This is a genomic window from Agromyces sp. NPDC058484, from assembly GCF_042720415.1.
GTDB lineage: Bacteria > Actinomycetota > Actinomycetes > Actinomycetales > Microbacteriaceae > Agromyces.
On the sequence record NZ_JBHXMP010000003.1, the window covers coordinates 1 to 15,385 of the forward strand.

Below are 15,385 nucleotides of genomic sequence, written 5' to 3' on the forward strand. Positions count from 1 at the left end.
TCAAAGGAATCCCACCCCCACCAAAAGGCAGAGGACAGGGTTCAAAAATTGGCATTGAACATAGTGCACGCTGTTGAGTTCTCAAGAAACGGACACCCCTGAGTTACAGCCTCACGGCCGGCTCCCAGGGCAACCTATCTATGGTACCACTTCTCTGCAGGCTCAGGGACCAACCCCGGACGCGGGCGAACCCGCGATCACGACGCGAACGTCGTGTTCCTGACGAAGTGGAGTTTCATCTTAGGCTTGAAATCACCGAGTCGCAATGCGACTTCGAGGCTATTTGGCTAAGAATCTCGCCTGCTCGGCCGGGCCGCTTCCGCTTCCCGCACCGCCGTGGCGATGAGTAAGAATCTACGTGGGCACGGCGGCTCGACCAAATCACGCATGCATCCCGGGCGTGTCGCGCCGGTGCCCGGCGACGCGACACGCCACGAACGGCCTGATCGGCCTCGTTTCCCATGACCCGACCCGGTCGGGGTCAGTTCATCTCGTCGGGGTGCGAGCTGACGCGCACTTCACGCTCGAGGGCAGTGATCGCATCGACCTCTGCACTCGTGAGCTCGAAGCCGAAGACGTCGAAGTTCTCCGCCATCCGCTCGCGACGATTCGACTTCGGGAACAGGATGTGGCCGCGCTGGAGGTGCCAGCGGATGACGACCTGGGCGGGCGTCACGTCGTGGGTGGACGCGGCATCCGTCACCTCTGGCAGCTCGAGCAGGGGGTACTTCCCCTGACCGAGCGGCCCCCAGGCCTGGATGGCGATGTCGTGCGCCTCGGCGAAGGCCGCGGTCTCGGGCTGCTGGTGTTGCGGGTGCAGTTCGATCTGGTCGACCGCAGGCACCGTGCCGGTCTCGTCGATCAAGCGTTCGAGGTGCGGCGCGAGGAAGTTCGAGACCCCGATCGATCGAACGCGGCCCGACTCGCGGATCTGCTCGAACGCCCTCCACGTCTCGACGTATCGATCGTTCGCCGGCGCCGGCCAGTGGATCAAGTACAGGTCGACGTAGTCGAGCCCGAGACGATCGAGGCTCGCGTCGAACGCGTCGAAGGCCGACTGCGTGCCCTGGTCGTCGTTCCACAGCTTCGTCGTGATGAAGAGCTCTTCACGGGGCAGACCGGAGTCCGCGACCGCACGGCCGACACCCGCCTCGTTGCCGTAGATGCGTGCCGTGTCGATGTGGCGGTAGCCCACCTCGAGCGCGTCGGAGACGATGCGTTCCGTCTCGTTCGGATCGACCTTGAAGACACCGAATCCGAGCTGGGGAATCGAGAAGCCGTCGTTCAGTTGGATGCGGGGCACGGCGGGCTGGGTCATACGACCATCCCATCACGGCAGGTCATGCCGCCGCACCGGCCGCGCTCTGGGCCGCGGCCGCGGAGATGGACGAGGCCATCAGAGCGCCGGGTTCTCCGCGCCGCGCGGCGCCGTGTCTCGCCGTTCAGCTGCCGAACGGCGCGACGGCTTACGATGGTGGGCTGTGCTTCCCGCGATCACCTATCCCCCGGAGCTGCCGGTCTCCGCGCAGCGTGAGGAGATCGCGCGCGCCCTGCGCGACCACCAGGTCGTGATCGTCGCCGGTGCGACCGGTTCGGGCAAGACCACGCAGCTGCCGAAGATCTGCCTCGAACTCGGCCGCGCGTCGATCGCGCACACGCAGCCCCGGCGCATCGCCGCCCGCACGATCGCCGAACGCATCTCGGACGAGCTCGGGGTCGAACTCGGCGGCCTCGTCGGCTATCAGGTGCGGTTCACCGATCGGGTGAGCGACGGCACGCGCATCAAGGTGATGACCGACGGGATCCTGCTCAATGAGATCCACCGCGACCGCGAGCTGCGCCGCTACGACACGATCATCATCGACGAGGCGCACGAGCGCAGCCTCAACATCGACTTCCTGCTCGGGTACCTCAAGCGCCTGCTGCCGAAGCGCCCCGACCTCAAGGTGATCGTGACGAGCGCGACCATCGACCCCGAGAGCTTCGCGAAGCACTTCGCGGATGCATCGGGGCGGCCGGCGCCCGTGATCGAGGTGTCGGGGCGCACGTACCCGGTCGAGGTGCGCTACCGTCCGCTGGTCGCGGAGTCCGGTGCCGGGGCGGGGGGCGAGGACAGCGACGACGAGGGCGCCGCCGCAGAGGACAAGGACGTGCAGCGGGGCATCCTCGACGCGCTCGACGAGCTCGAGCGCGAGGCATCCGGCGACGTGCTCGTGTTCCTCTCGGGCGAGAGCGAGATCCGCGACGCCGAGGCGGCCGTGCGCGCGCACGCGACCCGGCGCGGCGGGGTGGGCGCGACCGAGGTGCTGCCGCTCTACGGCCGGCTCTCGTCGGCCGACCAGCACAAGGTGTTCGAGCCGTCGAAGGTCGGCGGGCTCAAGCGCCGCGTGGTGCTCGCGACGAACGTCGCCGAGACGAGCCTCACGGTGCCGGGCATCCGCTACGTCGTCGACGCCGGCACCGCGCGCATCAGCCGGTACTCGGCGCGGTCGAAGGTGCAACGGCTGCCGATCGAGCCGATCTCGCAGGCATCGGCGAACCAGCGCTCGGGTCGCTCGGGCCGCACGAGCGAGGGCATCTCGATCCGCCTGTACGCGGAGGACGACTTCGAGCGCCGCCCCGAGTTCACCGATCCGGAGGTCCTGCGCACCAACCTGGCGGCCGTGATCCTGCAGATGGCGTCGCTCGGGCTCGGGCCCATCGAGGAGTTCCCGTTCCTCACGCCGCCCGACACCCGCGGCATCCGCGACGGCCTCGACCTGCTGCGCGAACTCGGCGCCCTCGATGAGCGCGGTGTGGGCGACGGGCCGCAGCTCACCCGAGTCGGCCGCCAGCTCGCGCGGCTGCCGATCGAGCCGCGTTTCGCGCGCATGGTTGTCGAGTCGAAGGCACAGGGCGTGTCGCGCGAGGTGCTCGCGATCGTCGCCGGCCTCACGATCCAGGACCCGCGCGAACGGCCCCTCGACAAGCGCGAACAGGCCGACGGATTCCACGCGCGGTTCGTCGATCCGACCAGCGACTTCCTGTCGCTCCTCAACCTCTGGAACCACCTCGAGGAGCAGCAGCGCGCCCTCTCGGGCAGTGCGTTCCGCCGCATGTGCAAGGCCGAGTTCCTGAACTACCTGCGCGTGCGCGAGTGGCAGGACCTGTACCGCCAGCTCGTGCGGCTCGCCAAGCCGCTCGGCCTTCACGTTGCCCAGCGGGCAGGCGAGCCCGACGCCGACGGCATCCACCGGGCGCTGCTCGCGGGGCTCCTCTCCCAGATCGGGCTTCGCGACGAGCGCTCCCTGAGCCCGTCGAAGGGAGCGTCGGATTCGCAAGGATCTGCGGGCGGCCGGGGGCGCAGGGCTCAGGCCGAGTTCCTCGGCGCCCGCAACGCACGGTTCGTGGTGTTCCCCGGCTCGGCGCTCGCGAAGAAGCCCCCCGCTGCGCTGATGAGTGCCGAGCTCGTGGAGACGAGCCGCCTCTTCGCCCGTACCAACGCCGCCATCGACCCCGCGTGGGCCGAGCAGCTCGCCGGCCCGCTCGCGAAGCGCAGCTTCAGCGAACCGCGCTGGGAACGCAGGCAGGGGGCGGCCGTCGCCGACGAGAAAGTGACGCTCTTCGGCGTGCCGATCGTGCCGAAGCGGCGCATCCAGCTCTCCCGCGTCGACCCGGCGCTCGCGCGCGAGCTGTTCATCCGGCATGCGCTCGTCGAGGAGGACTGGGACACGACGAGGCTCGACACGCGTCTTTTCCACTTCGTGCGCCGGAACCGGGGGCTGCGTCGTGAGCTCGGCGCGGTCGAGGAGCGTACCCGCCGCCGCGACATCCTCGCCGGCGACGAAGCCGTCGTGGCGTTCTACGAGGCGAGGGTGCCGGCGGATGTCGCGGACACGCGCGCGTTCGAACGCTGGTGGCGCGGCGAGCACCGCCGGCGGCCCGACCTGTTCGCGATGACCGCCGCCGACCTCGTCGGCGAGGCGGCCGACACCGATCGCGGCGACGGCTTCCCCGACCGGTGGCGGCAGGGCGACCAGACGCTCTCACTCGCCTACCGCTTCGAGCCCGGCGCAGACGACGACGGGGTGACGGTGGTCGTGCCGCTCGTCCTGCTGCCGCGAATCGAGCCGGCCGGCTTCGACTGGCAGGTTCCGGGGCTCCGCGACGAGCTGGTCCAGGCACTGCTCCGCACCCTGCCGAAGGTGCTGCGCCGGCAGGTCGTGCCCGCCGCGGAGTGGGCGGCGAGGATCGCCGCCGAGCTGCCCGGGGGGCCTGAGACGGGCGTGGCGCGCGAGCCGCTCGTCGCCGCGGTCGGGGAGGCGATGCGCCGCCTGACGTTCGCGCCCGTCGATCCCGGCGACTTCGACCTGGATCGGGTGCCGCCGCACCTGCGGATGACATTCCGTGCGGTCGACGAGCGCGGGCGCGCGATCGGGTCGTCGAAGGACCTCGGCGAGCTGCAGGCGCGTCTGGCCGGGCGGGCAAGACGGGCGGTGGCGTCGACGTTCGCGGGCTCGCGCGAGGGCGATCTCGAAAGGCCGGCTGCGCCACCTCGACCACCGGAGGCGACGGCGACCGCTCGAGCCGCCGCTGCGCCGGCGCCGGCCGAGCGCACGGGAATCACGGCCTGGGAGTGGGACGAGCTCCCCGCGCACCTCGATACCCGCCAGGCGGGCAACGTGATCCGCGCCTACCCCGCCCTCCTCGACGAGAAGACGTCGGTCGCGCTGCGGCTCGTCGCCACGGCGGAGGAGCGCGACCGGGCGTCGCGTCGCGGCATCCGTCGCCTGCTCGTGCTCGCCACGCCGACGCCCGTCGCGTACGTGCAGGAGCACCTCTCGAACGAGGAGAAGCTCGCCCTCGCAGCCAGCGCGTACCCCGGAACGCGGGCCCTGCTCGACGACTGCCTCGCGGCGTGCGTCGATGCTGAGCTGCGAGCCCGCCACCCCGACGGGCTCGTGCGCACCCGTGCCGAGTTCGATGATGTGCGCGACGCGATTGCCTCGAGCGTCGTCGAGCGGATGTTCGAGACCGTCGCGCTCGTCGCACGGATCCTGCGCACCGCACGCGAGGCCGACCGGGCGATCGCGGGCGCGTCGAGCATCCACCTGATGGCGGCGCTCGGCGACGTGCGCTCCCAGCTCGATGGACTCGTGCCGAACGGCTTCGTCGCGGCCACCGGTCTCGACCGGCTCCGTCACCTGCCGCGCTACCTCGAGGCGATCGTCATACGGGTGCGAAGGCTCACCGACAACCCCGGCCGCGACCGGCAGGCCATGAACCAGCTCGAGCCGTCGACCGCGGCGTTCGATGCCGCCGGCGGGCGCATCCCGATCGACCCCGAGGCGCCGGTGCACCTCGTGCGCCTGCGCTGGATGCTCGAGGAGCTCCGTGTCAGCCTCTTCGCACAGGAGCTCCGCACCGCCGAGCCGGTCTCGCCGCAGCGCATCGCGAAGGCGCTCGCGTAGCACGCCGGGCTGAGTACCGCGCCGCGACTTCGATCCGACGACGGACGATCCCGCGTCGATAGAGTTGACGCACCGTGGGCAGCTACTCCGATCTCCTCAGAACCTCGGGCGTCGCTCGTATCATCGCCGCCCAGCTGACCGCACGGTTCCCGTCGGGGATGCTCTCCCTCGCCTTCCTCCTGCACGTCGAGCAGCAGACCGGGTCGTACGGCGCCGCCGGCCTCGTGCTCGCCGCCACCTCGATCGGCCAGGCCGTCGCGGGTCCGCTCACGAGTCGCCTGATGGGCCGGCTGGGCATGCGTCCGGTGCTCATCACGACCCTCGTGGTCTGCGTGACGGCGATCGTCGCGATCGGCGTGCTGCCGCTCACGGTGCCGCTCTACATGGCCGTCGGGCTGATCGCCGGGCTCTCCACGCCGCCGGTGCAGCCGGCCGTGCGCACGATCTATCCCAAGATGGTGAACTCCCGCCAGCTCACTCCGCTGTTCTCGCTCGACGCCTCGGCGCAGGAGATCATCTGGGTGGTCGGGCCGGTCGTCACGACGTTCGTGTCGACGCAGATCGGCACCGTCTGGGGCATCCTGCTCGCCGCGGCGCTCATGGTCGGCGGCGGCATCTGGTTCGTCTCCTCCCCCGAGCTCGGCCGCGTGCGCATCCCCCGCTCGAAGCGACGGCTCGGCGCCGTGCTCGCCCGCCCCCCGGTCATGCTCGCGACGATCGTGGGCCTCCTCCTGATCGGAGCCGCCGCGGCGGTCGAGGCGGGCGTCGTGGCGGTCTTCGGCCACGACGGCGCAATGGCCGGCATCGTGCTCGCGATCTTCTCCGTCGGGAGCCTCGCCGGTGGCCTGTTCCTCGGCCACGTCCCGATCGGCCCTTGGTCGACGGCCCGCCGCATGTTCATCGTGTTCGCCGGCACCGCGCTCGCGGCGCTCGTCATGGACTTCTGGTGGCTCTCGGTCACGCTCTTCATCGCCGGCATCGGCATCGCACCCGCCCTGGCCGTGCTCTTCTCCATCGTCTCGGCGAGCGTGAAGTTCTCCGACACCGCCGAGGCGTACGGCTGGGTCGGCACGGGCCAGCTCATCGGCGCCGCGCTGGGATCCGCCCTCGCCGGGTTCCTCATCGACGGGTACGGCGCGCAGGGCGCGTTCTGGGCGGCGACTGCGCTCGCGTTGCTCGGCGTCGTCGTGCCCGCGGTCGGCCGGCGATGGCATCCCGACCTCCGGGGTCGCGACGCGAGCCCGATCCCCGACACCGAACCGGTGCCGATGCAGCCGAGCTAGAGTCGACGGATGTCGCAGCCGATCACACCAGCCCCGCGTCTGTCGCTCGACGACGGCGCGACCATCCCGCAGCTCGGGTACGGCACGTACAAGGTGCCGGCGGCGGATGCCGCGCGCCTCTGCCTCGACGCCATCGACACCGGGTACCGTCGCCTCGACACCGCCGCGCTCTACGGCAACGAGGAGGGCGTCGGCCGCGCCGTGCGGGAGGCGCTCGTGCCGCGCGAGGAGCTCTTCGTCACCACCAAGGTATGGCTGGACGACAACGGGTACGACACCACCCTGCGCGCCTTCGACCGGTCGATGGCCCGGCTCGGCCTCGACACGCTCGACCTCTACCTCATCCACTGGCCGGTGCCGTCCACCGACCGCTACGTCGACACCTGGCGTGCACTGGTGCGCCTGCAGCACGACGGCCGCGTCCGGTCGATCGGGGTGGCGAACTTCCACGAGCACCACATCGAGCGCATCGTCGCCGAGACTGGTGTCGCGCCGGTCGTGAACCAGGTGGAGTTGCACCCGTGGCTGCCGCAGACCGCGCTGCGCGCGTTCGACGACGGCCGCGGCATCCGCACCGAGGCGTGGTCGCCGCTCGCCCGCGGGCGGGTGCTCGGCACGCCGCTCCTCGACGACCTCGCCGACAAGCACGGCCGCACGCCCGCGCAGATCGTGCTGCGCTGGCACGTCGAGCTCGGCAACCTCGTGATTCCGAAGGCATCCACGCCCGAGCGGATCCGCGAGAACCTCGACGTCTTCGACTTCGCCCTCGACCCTGGCGACCTCGCCGCGATCGCCTCGCTCGAGACGGGCGAGCGCACCGGACGCGACCCCGATCTCGACTGACCCCTCGACGGGCTCGTGAACCCCGCGGCGGGCCCGAGGACCGCGGCTGAACGAGCGGCTCGCACGGTTCGTTGTGGCCGCCTCTCGATTCACAGCGAAGCGCAATCCGATCGTGACCGGACTCCCAGCAGGCTTCAGACCACGCATTCCGGCGCGGCAATACAGTGAGCGCATGAGACGACTCGCACCCGCGGCGGCAGCGGCCGCGATCACCGCGCTGCTCCTCGCCGGCTGCTCGATGGGCGGCGCCTCCGACTCCGGCGTGCCGGCGGTCGGCCCGTCGGGCCCGGTCGCGCCCGAGCAGGAGAAGCTCCAGGGGGAGGTCGCCGAGGATGCCGCGGGCGGGGCCGCGGACGCACCGTTCGCCGATCGCAGCGTGATCACGACCGGCTGGATGTCGATCACGGTCGACGACCCGGTGGCCACGGCCGAGGAGACCGCCGACCTCGCCGAGCGCGCCGGCGGCCGCGTCGACAACCGCACCGAGACGCCCGGCACCGATTCCCAGCCGGCGAGCGCGTCGCTCACCGTGCGCATTCCCGCAGACCGGCTCGACGCGTTCGTCGATGAGCTCCGCGGGCTCGGCACCGTGAACTCCGTCTCGATGAACGCCTCGGATGTCACACAGGAGCGCCAGGACCTCGACGCCCGCATCGACGCCCTCACGGCGTCGACCGATCGCCTCCGCGACCTCCTCGCCGCCGCGACCTCGATCACCGACCTCATCGCGATCGAGTCGGAGCTCACGACCCGGCAGGCCGAGCTCGACAGCCTCACCCAGCAACGCGACTGGCTCGTCGACCAGGTCGACTTCTCGACGATCACGGTCGAGCTCGTCACCGCGGCCGTCGCCCCCGACCCCGTGCCCGACGACTTCTGGAGCGGCCTCGTCGCCGGCTGGAACGCTCTCCTGGGCTTCGCGGCGTGGCTCGGCGTCGCGGTCGGCGTGCTGCTGCCGTGGCTCGCCGCGGCTCTCGTCGCAGGCGCGATCATCGTCGCGATCGTCGTCCTCGCCGCGCGTGGTCGCCGCCCTGCGGATGCCGGGCGTGACGTGGCCCCGCGGGCGTAGTCTGGCGTCGTGAGCGCGACGCCAGACACCCTGCTGACCGACGACCTCCTCGAGCGCATCCGCGAGCGTGCCGCGGCGTACGACCGAGACAACGCGTTCTTCGACGACGATCTCGCCGACCTGCAGGGCGCCGGGTACCTCACCGCACTCGTGCCCGAGGAGCTCGGCGGGCTCGGCTGGGGATTCGAGGAGGCGGTGCGGGCGCAGATGCGGCTCGCGGGCGCCGCCCCGTCGACGGCGCTCGCGGTGAACATGCACCTCGTCTGGACGGGCGTCGCGAAGATCCTCCGCGACCGCGGCGACGACGGGCTCGAGTTCGTGCTCCGCGAGTCCGCGGCCGGCGAGATCTTCGGCTTCGGCATCAGCGAGGCGGGCAACGACCTCATGCTCTTCGGGTCGCGCACGAACGCCGACCCGCAGCCCGGCGGCGGATACCGCTACACCGGCCGCAAGATCTTCACGTCCCTCTCCCCGGCGTGGACACGGCTCGGCACGATGGGCCTCGACTCCGTCTCGCCCGACGCGCCGAAGATCGTCTACGGCTTCATCGACCGCGAAGACCCCGACATCCGGATCCTCGACGACTGGGACACGATGGGAATGCGGGCGAGCCAGAGCCGCACGACGGTGCTCGACGGCGCCTTCGCGGCATCCGACCGCATCGTGCGACGCCTCGACGCCGGGCCGAACTCCGACCCGTTCATCTTCGGCATCTTCGCGGCATTCGAACTGCTTCTCGCGTCGGTCTACGCGGGCATCGGCGCCCGGGCGCTCGAACTCGCGGTGACCGCCGCGCACCGGCGCACCTCCCTGAAGAACGACGGCCGCACGCTCGCAGAGGACCCCGACATCCGGTGGCGGATCGCGGATGCCGCGCTCGCGCAGGACGGCATCGAGCCGCAACTGCTGGCGATCGCCCGCGACCTCGACGGGCTCGCCGACCACGGCAGGTTCTGGTTCGCGAAGCTCGCGGGCGTGAAGGTGCGTGCCACCGAGACCGCGAAGCACGTGGTCGACCAGGCGGTGCGCGTCTCGGGCGGCTCGACGTACTTCGCGGGGTCCGAACTCGGTCGCCTCTACCGCGACGTGCTCGCGGGCATCTTCCACCCGTCCGACGACGAGTCGGCCCACTCGACGGTCGCGACCGCGTGGCTCGGCCCGCTCGACGGCTGAGCTCGTACCGGCGAGCGCGGCTGGCAGTAGACTGACGGGCGGCGCAGCCCGCCGCATTCGCATCTGGAGGTCCTCGTGAACGTCGTCGCTTTCCTCATCGCCATGGGCTTCTTCGTGTTCGGCCTGTGGCTCATGAGCATCTCGGTGAGCCTGCCGGGGTTCGAGGCGATTGCGTTCTTCGGCGGCATCCTCGGCTGCAGCCTCGCCGTCGCGATCCCGATGAACATCCTCGGCCGTTCCGACGGCGCCTGAACACGGGATGACGCTCCCCGACGTCGACACACGGGTCCTGTACCCCGACGGCGCGCTCGCCTCGTCCAGCCGCGTGCTGCACGTCGCACCCGCGGCCGAGGGCCGCATCGCGGTGATCACCGAGAACACGAGCTTCCATCCGGTCGACGCCGCATGGCCCGACCAGCCCGCCGACTCCGGCACCCTGCACGTGGGCGACCAGGCCCATCTCATCCACGACGCAATCGTGGCCGCCACCGACGGCGCGTCGCTGCACCTCGGTGCCGACATCCCCGTGCGAAAGGGCAGTGAGGGCTGGTCGTTCCTCGTCGCGCATCTGCTCGATGCCGGCGCAGCCGTCGCCGACGGCGACCCGGTGCGCATCGAAGCGGATGCCGCGACGCGTCGCGCCCTGTCGGCCGGGCACACCGCCTGCCACCTCGCCTCACTTGCGCTGAACCGCGTGCTCGCCGACCGCTGGTCGAAGCCGGCACGTGAGGACGCGCTCGGCAGCCCCGACTTCGACGGCATCGCGATCGAGTCCTCGCGCATCGTCGCGAACGGCTCCGTCGACCGCTATCGCCTGAACACGTCGCTCCGCCGCGCGGGATTCGACACCGCATCGCTCACCGACGGACCCGATGGACTCGACCGCGCCGTCATCGACCAGCTCGACCGGTGGATCGCGTCCGGCGCTCCGGTGCGCGTCGACCGCGACGGCGAACTGCTCACCGATCGGCGGTGGTGGGTGTGCGACCTGCCGGGCGGCGCCGCCCGGATCCCGTGCGGCGGAACGCATCTCGACTCACTCGCGGAGCTCTCGGCGGTGCTGCCCGGGTTCGCCGTCGTCGACGACGGCGGCACGCCCGTGCTCGAGATGACCACCGAGGCCCGCCTCCGACACTGACATCTCACTGCAGGGCCACCGGTCGGCGGGACTACGATGGCGAACGTGGGTATTCGTATCGAGAAGGTCGACCTGCCCGGGATCGGCATGCGCCACGACCTCGTCACCGAGGGCGGGCGTCGCATCAGCGTCGTCTCGCACCGCGACGGCGAGCGAGACCTGGCCATCTTCGACGTGGAGGACCCCGACGCCTCCCGCGACAGCATCCCGCTGAACGACGACGAGGCGGCGGCGCTGGCCGACGTGCTCGGGGCATCCGTCACGCTCAGCAGGCTCCAGAGCCTCAGCGACGAGACCGCCGGGCTCTACACCGAGCAGATCGCGCTGCCGACGGATTCGCCGTACCTGAATCGGGCTCTCGGCGAAACGAAGGCGCGGACGCGAACGCACGCATCGATCGTCGCGATCGTCCGCGACGCAGCAGTCATCCCGTCGCCGACGCCGGCGGAGGTGCTGCGCGCGGGCGACGTCATCGTGGCCGTCGGCACCCGTGAAGGACTCGACGGAGTAGCTCGCCTGCTCTCCAACGGCCCAGACTGAGGCGGCGGGCATGCACGAGACCACGCTGCTCCTCATCGAAGTCGGCGCGCTGCTTCTCGGCATGAGCCTTCTCGGGCGCCTCTCCCTCCTCATCGGCATCTCGCCGATCCCGTTCTACCTCGTGATCGGCCTCGCGTTCGGCGAGGGCGGGGTCATCCCCCTCGATGCGAGTTCCGAGTTCCTCGAGACCGGCTCCGAGATCGGCGTGATCCTGCTGCTCGCGCTGCTGGGTCTCGAGTACACGGCTCCCGAGCTCTTCGGGAGCCTGAAGTCGGCGCGGACCGCCGGTCTCGTGGACGCGGCGCTCAACGCGCTCCCCGGCGCGGCTGCCGCCCTGCTGCTCGGCTGGGGGCCGATCGCAGCGGTGGCCCTCGCGGGCGTGACGTGGGTGTCGTCATCGGGGGTGATCGCCAAGCTCCTGCGCGACCTCGGGCGCCTGTCGAACCGTGAGACGCCGGCGATCCTCGCGGTGCTCGTGATCGAGGACCTCGCGATGGCGTTCTACCTGCCCGTACTCTCGGCCCTCGTCGTGGGCCTCAGCCTCGTGCAGGGCGCGATCTCCGTGGCGGTCGCGGTGGCCGTCGTGAGCCTCATCCTCTACATCGCCCTGCGCCACGGCCACGCCGTGTCCCGGATGTTCCCGGCGGACGAGTTCGAGCCGCTGCTGCTCGGCGTGCTCGGGCTCACGATGCTCGTCGCAGGCTTCGCGGCCCAGGTCGGCGTGTCGGCTGCGGTGGGCGCCTTCCTGGTGGGGATCGCGCTTTCGGGCCGGGTGGCCGCGAACGCGAGCCAGGTGCTGACGCCGTTGCGCGACCTCTTCGCTGCGACCTTCTTCCTGTTCTTCGGCCTCACGACCGATTCCTCGGCGCTCCTGACGATGCTCCCGGCAGCCCTCGCGCTCGCCGCGGTCACGATCCTCACCAAGCTCGTCACGGGCGCATACGCTGCACGCCGCGCGGGCGTGGGCACCCTGGGCCAATGGCGCGCGGGCCTGTCGCTCGTGCCGCGCGGCGAGTTCTCGATCGTCATCGCTGGGCTCGCCGTCGGCGCGGGTGCCGCACCCGAGCTGGCCCCGCTCGCCACCGCGTACGTGCTCATCACGATCATCGCCGGCACGTTCCTCTCGCGGCTTCCGGATGCCGCGTGGTTCCGCGCCGTCGTGCGCAAGCGCGCCGTGGCGCGCCCGGCTTCGGGCCCCGCGTCCGGGCCCGCCTGAGCATGTCAGGCCGCGTCGGCGGCTGCGAGGAGCTCCCTCACCCTCGGCACGACCTCGGTCGCGTAGCGCTCGATGCTGCCCATCATCGCCTCGTGCGGCAGCGTGCCGTTCGAGAACTTCAGGTCGAACCGCATGGCGCCGATCGATCGCATGGCGGCGGCGATCTTCTGGGCGACCGTCTCGGGCGACCCGGCATAGAGCGCACCGTTCGGGCCGGCCTCGTCTTCGAAGTGCTCGCGGCTCACGGGGCCCCAGCCGCGCTCCTTCCCGATGCGGTCGATGAGGACCTTGTAGTGCGGCCAGAGCGTGTCGAGGGCTTCGTCGTCGGTGTCGGCGACGTGGCCGGGCGAGTGGATGGCGATGGGCTGGAGGGGGTTGCCGAACTGATCGAGCGCCCGGCGATAGAGGTCGGCGAGCGGAGCGAAGCGGGCAGGGCTGCCGCCGATGATCGCGAGCACGAGCGGGAGCCCGTAGTGGGCGGCGCGCACCACCGATTCGGGGCTGCCGCCCACTCCGACCCAGGTCTTCAGTCGGCCGTGCTCAACGGGCGGGAAGACGAGCTGGTCGGCGAGCGCCGAGCGCAGCTCGCCCGACCAGGTGACGGGCTCCTGCGGCAGCAGCGCCGCGAAGAGGTTCAGCTTCTCCTCGAAGAGCTCCTGGTACTGGTTCAGCTCGAATCCGAAGAGGGGGAACGACTCGACGAACGAGCCTCGCCCGAGGATGACCTCGGCGCGACCGTTCGAGAGGCCGTCGAGGGTGGCGAAGCGCTGGAACACGCGCACCGGGTCGTCGGAGCTCAGCACCGTCACGGCGGAACCGAGGTGGATGCGCTCGGTGCGACCGGCGATCGTGCCGAGCACGACCTCGGGTGCTGAGACGGCGAACTCGTGGCGATGGTGCTCGCCGATGCCGAAGAAGTCGAGTCCGAGGCGGTCGGCGAGCACGGCCTGCTCGACGACGTTCCGCAGCACCTCGGCGTGTGGCAGGAGCAACCCGTCGGGCCCGGCCGTCACGTCTCCGAAGGTGTCGAGTCCGAACTCGTGACGCTCCGGCACGTCGAAGCCCATTCCACTTCCATTCGTACGCATGTATTGCACGAAACCCCCGTCGAGCCGAGACTATTCCCGTCGACCGGACCTCCGCGACCTCCGCTGCGGGCCTGGGAGCCGGCGTGGGCCGCGGGATCCCGGGAATGCACCCGATCCGCGCAACGTTCCGATGGATGTCGACGCATCGATCAGCGCGAGACGCACATGCGAGACGCACGATTGGCGCATCGGCGAGAATGGAGGCATGCAGGTGGTGGCGGATCGACCGGTCATCGGGATCTTCGGTGCGGGCAAGGTGGGCACCGCGCTCGCGCGTCTCCTCGTGGCATCCGGCTATGACGTGCTCATGTCGGGCTCCCCGCGCCAGACCGCGCTCGACCTCCTCATCGCCGTCGTCGCGCCCGGCGCTCGCGTCGCAACACCCGCCGAGCTCGTCGCCGAGTCCGACGTGGTCATCGTCGCGGTGCCGTTCGGCAAGGCCGGAACCGTGCCGTGGATCGACTTCGGCGGCCGCATCGTCGTCGACGCCATGAACTACTGGCCGCCGGTCGACGGGCACATCGCCGAGATCGACGCCGACGAGCGCACCACGAGTGAGATCAACGCCGCGCGCAGCCCCCTCGCCCGGGTCGTCAAGTCCCTCAACCACCTCGGATACCACGAGATGGAAGACGACAGCATGGACGCCGGCTCACCGCTGCGCCGGGCACTCGCCGTCGTCGGCGACGACGCCGGCGCGCGTGCCGTCATCGCGCGCGTCATCGACGACATCGGCTTCGACGCGGTGGATGGCGGCCCGCTCGCGAATGGCCGCGCGCTCGAGCCCGGGCATCCCGCCTTCGGGCGCGAGCTGAGTGCCGGCGAGCTTGAGGCGATGCTCGCGCCGGCCGCCCACCTCGCCGCCTGACGGCGAGAAGGAACGTGCGATGACGGATGCCGCGGGGTTGGTCGCGACGCTCGAGGGCTTGGCAACCGCGCAGGAGCGCGAGAAGTACACGCGCTACTTCCCGCCCGACCCGGACGCCCCGTTCCTCGGCGTGCGGATGGGCGCGGTGTTCGACCTCGCGAAGACGGCACTCGACCTGCCCGTCGCCGAGCTCGAGGCGCTGCTCGAGCAGCCGCCCCACGAGGTGCGCGCGCTCGCCTGCAGCATCATGGGCAGGTCCGCGGCGCACCGGAAGACCGCCGACGAGCGACGTGCAGAGCTCTACGAGCTCTACCTGCGACGCCACGATCGCATCGACCAGTGGGACCTGGTCGACCTCGCCGCACGCGACGTCGTCGGCGGGTACCTGCTCGGGCGCGATCGCAGCCCGCTCGCCCGGCTCGCGGCATCCGGATTCTGGCCCGAGCGTCGCACGGCGCTCGTCGCGACCTTCGCCTTCCTGAAGCGCGGTGAGCTCGACGACGCCTACGCCCTCGCCGAACGGCTGGCCGACGATCCCGCGCCGTTCGTGCAGAAGGCGCTCGGGTGGGTGCTCCGGGCAGCGGGAGACGTCGATCGCGCGCGGCTCACGGCCTTCGTCGAGCGACATGCCGCCACGATGCCGCGCGTCGCCCTTCGCGCCGCGATCGAGCACTACGAGAAGGGTGATCGCACCCGCATCCTCGCGATCCGCTGAGA

The 15,385-nt window shown here is 71.0% G+C and carries 13 protein-coding genes; 11 read left to right on the forward strand and 2 right to left on the reverse strand.

Annotated features, from left to right (window positions below; translation table 11 throughout):
• Positions 1-481 precede the first annotated feature (481 nt).
• Complete coding sequence (locus tag ACFWN7_RS03540; protein ID WP_376937339.1) at positions 482-1,318, reverse strand: aldo/keto reductase; 837 nt, start codon at positions 1,316-1,318, stop codon at positions 482-484.
• A gap of 163 nt (positions 1,319-1,481) precedes the next feature.
• On the opposite strand from ACFWN7_RS03540, the gene hrpA reads away from it, so the two are divergent.
• From hrpA to ACFWN7_RS03585, 9 genes are all read left to right on the forward strand, one after another.
• Positions 1,482-5,450: an ATP-dependent RNA helicase HrpA gene (gene hrpA / locus ACFWN7_RS03545; RefSeq protein ID WP_376937340.1), complete on the forward strand. Its 3,969-nt coding sequence runs from the start codon at positions 1,482-1,484 to the stop codon at positions 5,448-5,450.
• 74 nt (positions 5,451-5,524) lie between these two features.
• A complete protein-coding gene (locus ACFWN7_RS03550; protein ID WP_376937341.1) occupies positions 5,525-6,733 on the forward strand; it encodes an MFS transporter in 1,209 nt (402 codons plus the stop codon).
• A gap of 21 nt (positions 6,734-6,754) precedes the next feature.
• Complete coding sequence (locus tag ACFWN7_RS03555) at positions 6,755-7,576, forward strand: aldo/keto reductase (protein ID WP_376937537.1); 822 nt, start codon at positions 6,755-6,757, stop codon at positions 7,574-7,576.
• A 172-nt stretch (positions 7,577-7,748) separates the two neighbouring features.
• Positions 7,749-8,645 (forward strand): DUF4349 domain-containing protein, encoded by an 897-nt coding sequence (locus ACFWN7_RS03560; protein WP_376937342.1) that lies wholly within the window; start codon positions 7,749-7,751, stop codon positions 8,643-8,645.
• Positions 8,646-8,654: 9 nt separating this feature from the next.
• Complete coding sequence (locus tag ACFWN7_RS03565; protein WP_376937343.1) at positions 8,655-9,818, forward strand: acyl-CoA dehydrogenase family protein; 1,164 nt, start codon at positions 8,655-8,657, stop codon at positions 9,816-9,818.
• Between the two features lie 75 nt (positions 9,819-9,893).
• A complete protein-coding gene (locus tag ACFWN7_RS03570) occupies positions 9,894-10,070 on the forward strand; it encodes a hypothetical protein (RefSeq protein ID WP_376937344.1) in 177 nt (58 codons plus the stop codon).
• A 7-nt stretch (positions 10,071-10,077) separates the two neighbouring features.
• Positions 10,078-10,956: a metal-dependent hydrolase gene (locus ACFWN7_RS03575; protein ID WP_376937346.1), complete on the forward strand. Its 879-nt coding sequence runs from the start codon at positions 10,078-10,080 to the stop codon at positions 10,954-10,956.
• Positions 10,957-11,001: 45 nt separating this feature from the next.
• Entirely contained in the window at positions 11,002-11,496 is a 495-nt protein-coding gene (locus ACFWN7_RS03580; RefSeq protein WP_376937347.1) for a cation:proton antiporter regulatory subunit, read from the forward strand.
• A gap of 10 nt (positions 11,497-11,506) precedes the next feature.
• Positions 11,507-12,712 (forward strand): cation:proton antiporter, encoded by a 1,206-nt coding sequence (locus ACFWN7_RS03585; protein ID WP_376937348.1) that lies wholly within the window; start codon positions 11,507-11,509, stop codon positions 12,710-12,712.
• Positions 12,713-12,717: 5 nt separating this feature from the next.
• Here ACFWN7_RS03585 and ACFWN7_RS03590 read toward each other — a convergent pair whose 3' ends face one another.
• Positions 12,718-13,779 carry an LLM class flavin-dependent oxidoreductase gene (locus ACFWN7_RS03590; RefSeq protein WP_376937349.1) on the reverse strand — a complete coding sequence of 354 codons (1,062 nt, stop codon included), beginning with the start codon at positions 13,777-13,779 and terminating at the stop codon, positions 12,718-12,720.
• A 151-nt stretch (positions 13,780-13,930) separates the two neighbouring features.
• Here ACFWN7_RS03590 and ACFWN7_RS03595 point away from each other — a divergent pair, with 151 nt between their 5' ends.
• Positions 13,931-14,668, forward strand: coding sequence for an NADPH-dependent F420 reductase (locus tag ACFWN7_RS03595; protein ID WP_376937350.1), 738 nt, complete (start codon positions 13,931-13,933; stop codon positions 14,666-14,668).
• Positions 14,669-14,687: 19 nt separating this feature from the next.
• Entirely contained in the window at positions 14,688-15,383 is a 696-nt protein-coding gene (locus tag ACFWN7_RS03600) for a DNA alkylation repair protein (protein ID WP_376937351.1), read from the forward strand.
• Positions 15,384-15,385: the final 2 nt, after the last annotated feature.

Excerpts from the sequence above, each read along its gene's own strand:
- ACFWN7_RS03540 (WP_376937339.1), bottom strand. The coding sequence starts at position 1,318 with ATGACCCAGCCCGCCGTGCCCCGCATCCAACTGAACGACGGCTTCTCG.
- ACFWN7_RS03560 (WP_376937342.1), top strand. The coding sequence starts at position 7,749 with ATGAGACGACTCGCACCCGCGGCGGCAGCGGCCGCGATCACCGCGCTG.
- ACFWN7_RS03575 (WP_376937346.1), top strand. The coding sequence starts at position 10,078 with ATGACGCTCCCCGACGTCGACACACGGGTCCTGTACCCCGACGGCGCG.
- ACFWN7_RS03585 (WP_376937348.1), top strand. The coding sequence starts at position 11,507 with ATGCACGAGACCACGCTGCTCCTCATCGAAGTCGGCGCGCTGCTTCTC.
- ACFWN7_RS03590 (WP_376937349.1), bottom strand. The coding sequence starts at position 13,779 with ATGGGCTTCGACGTGCCGGAGCGTCACGAGTTCGGACTCGACACCTTC.
- ACFWN7_RS03595 (WP_376937350.1), top strand. The coding sequence starts at position 13,931 with ATGGATGTCGACGCATCGATCAGCGCGAGACGCACATGCGAGACGCAC.
- ACFWN7_RS03600 (WP_376937351.1), top strand. The coding sequence starts at position 14,688 with ATGACGGATGCCGCGGGGTTGGTCGCGACGCTCGAGGGCTTGGCAACC.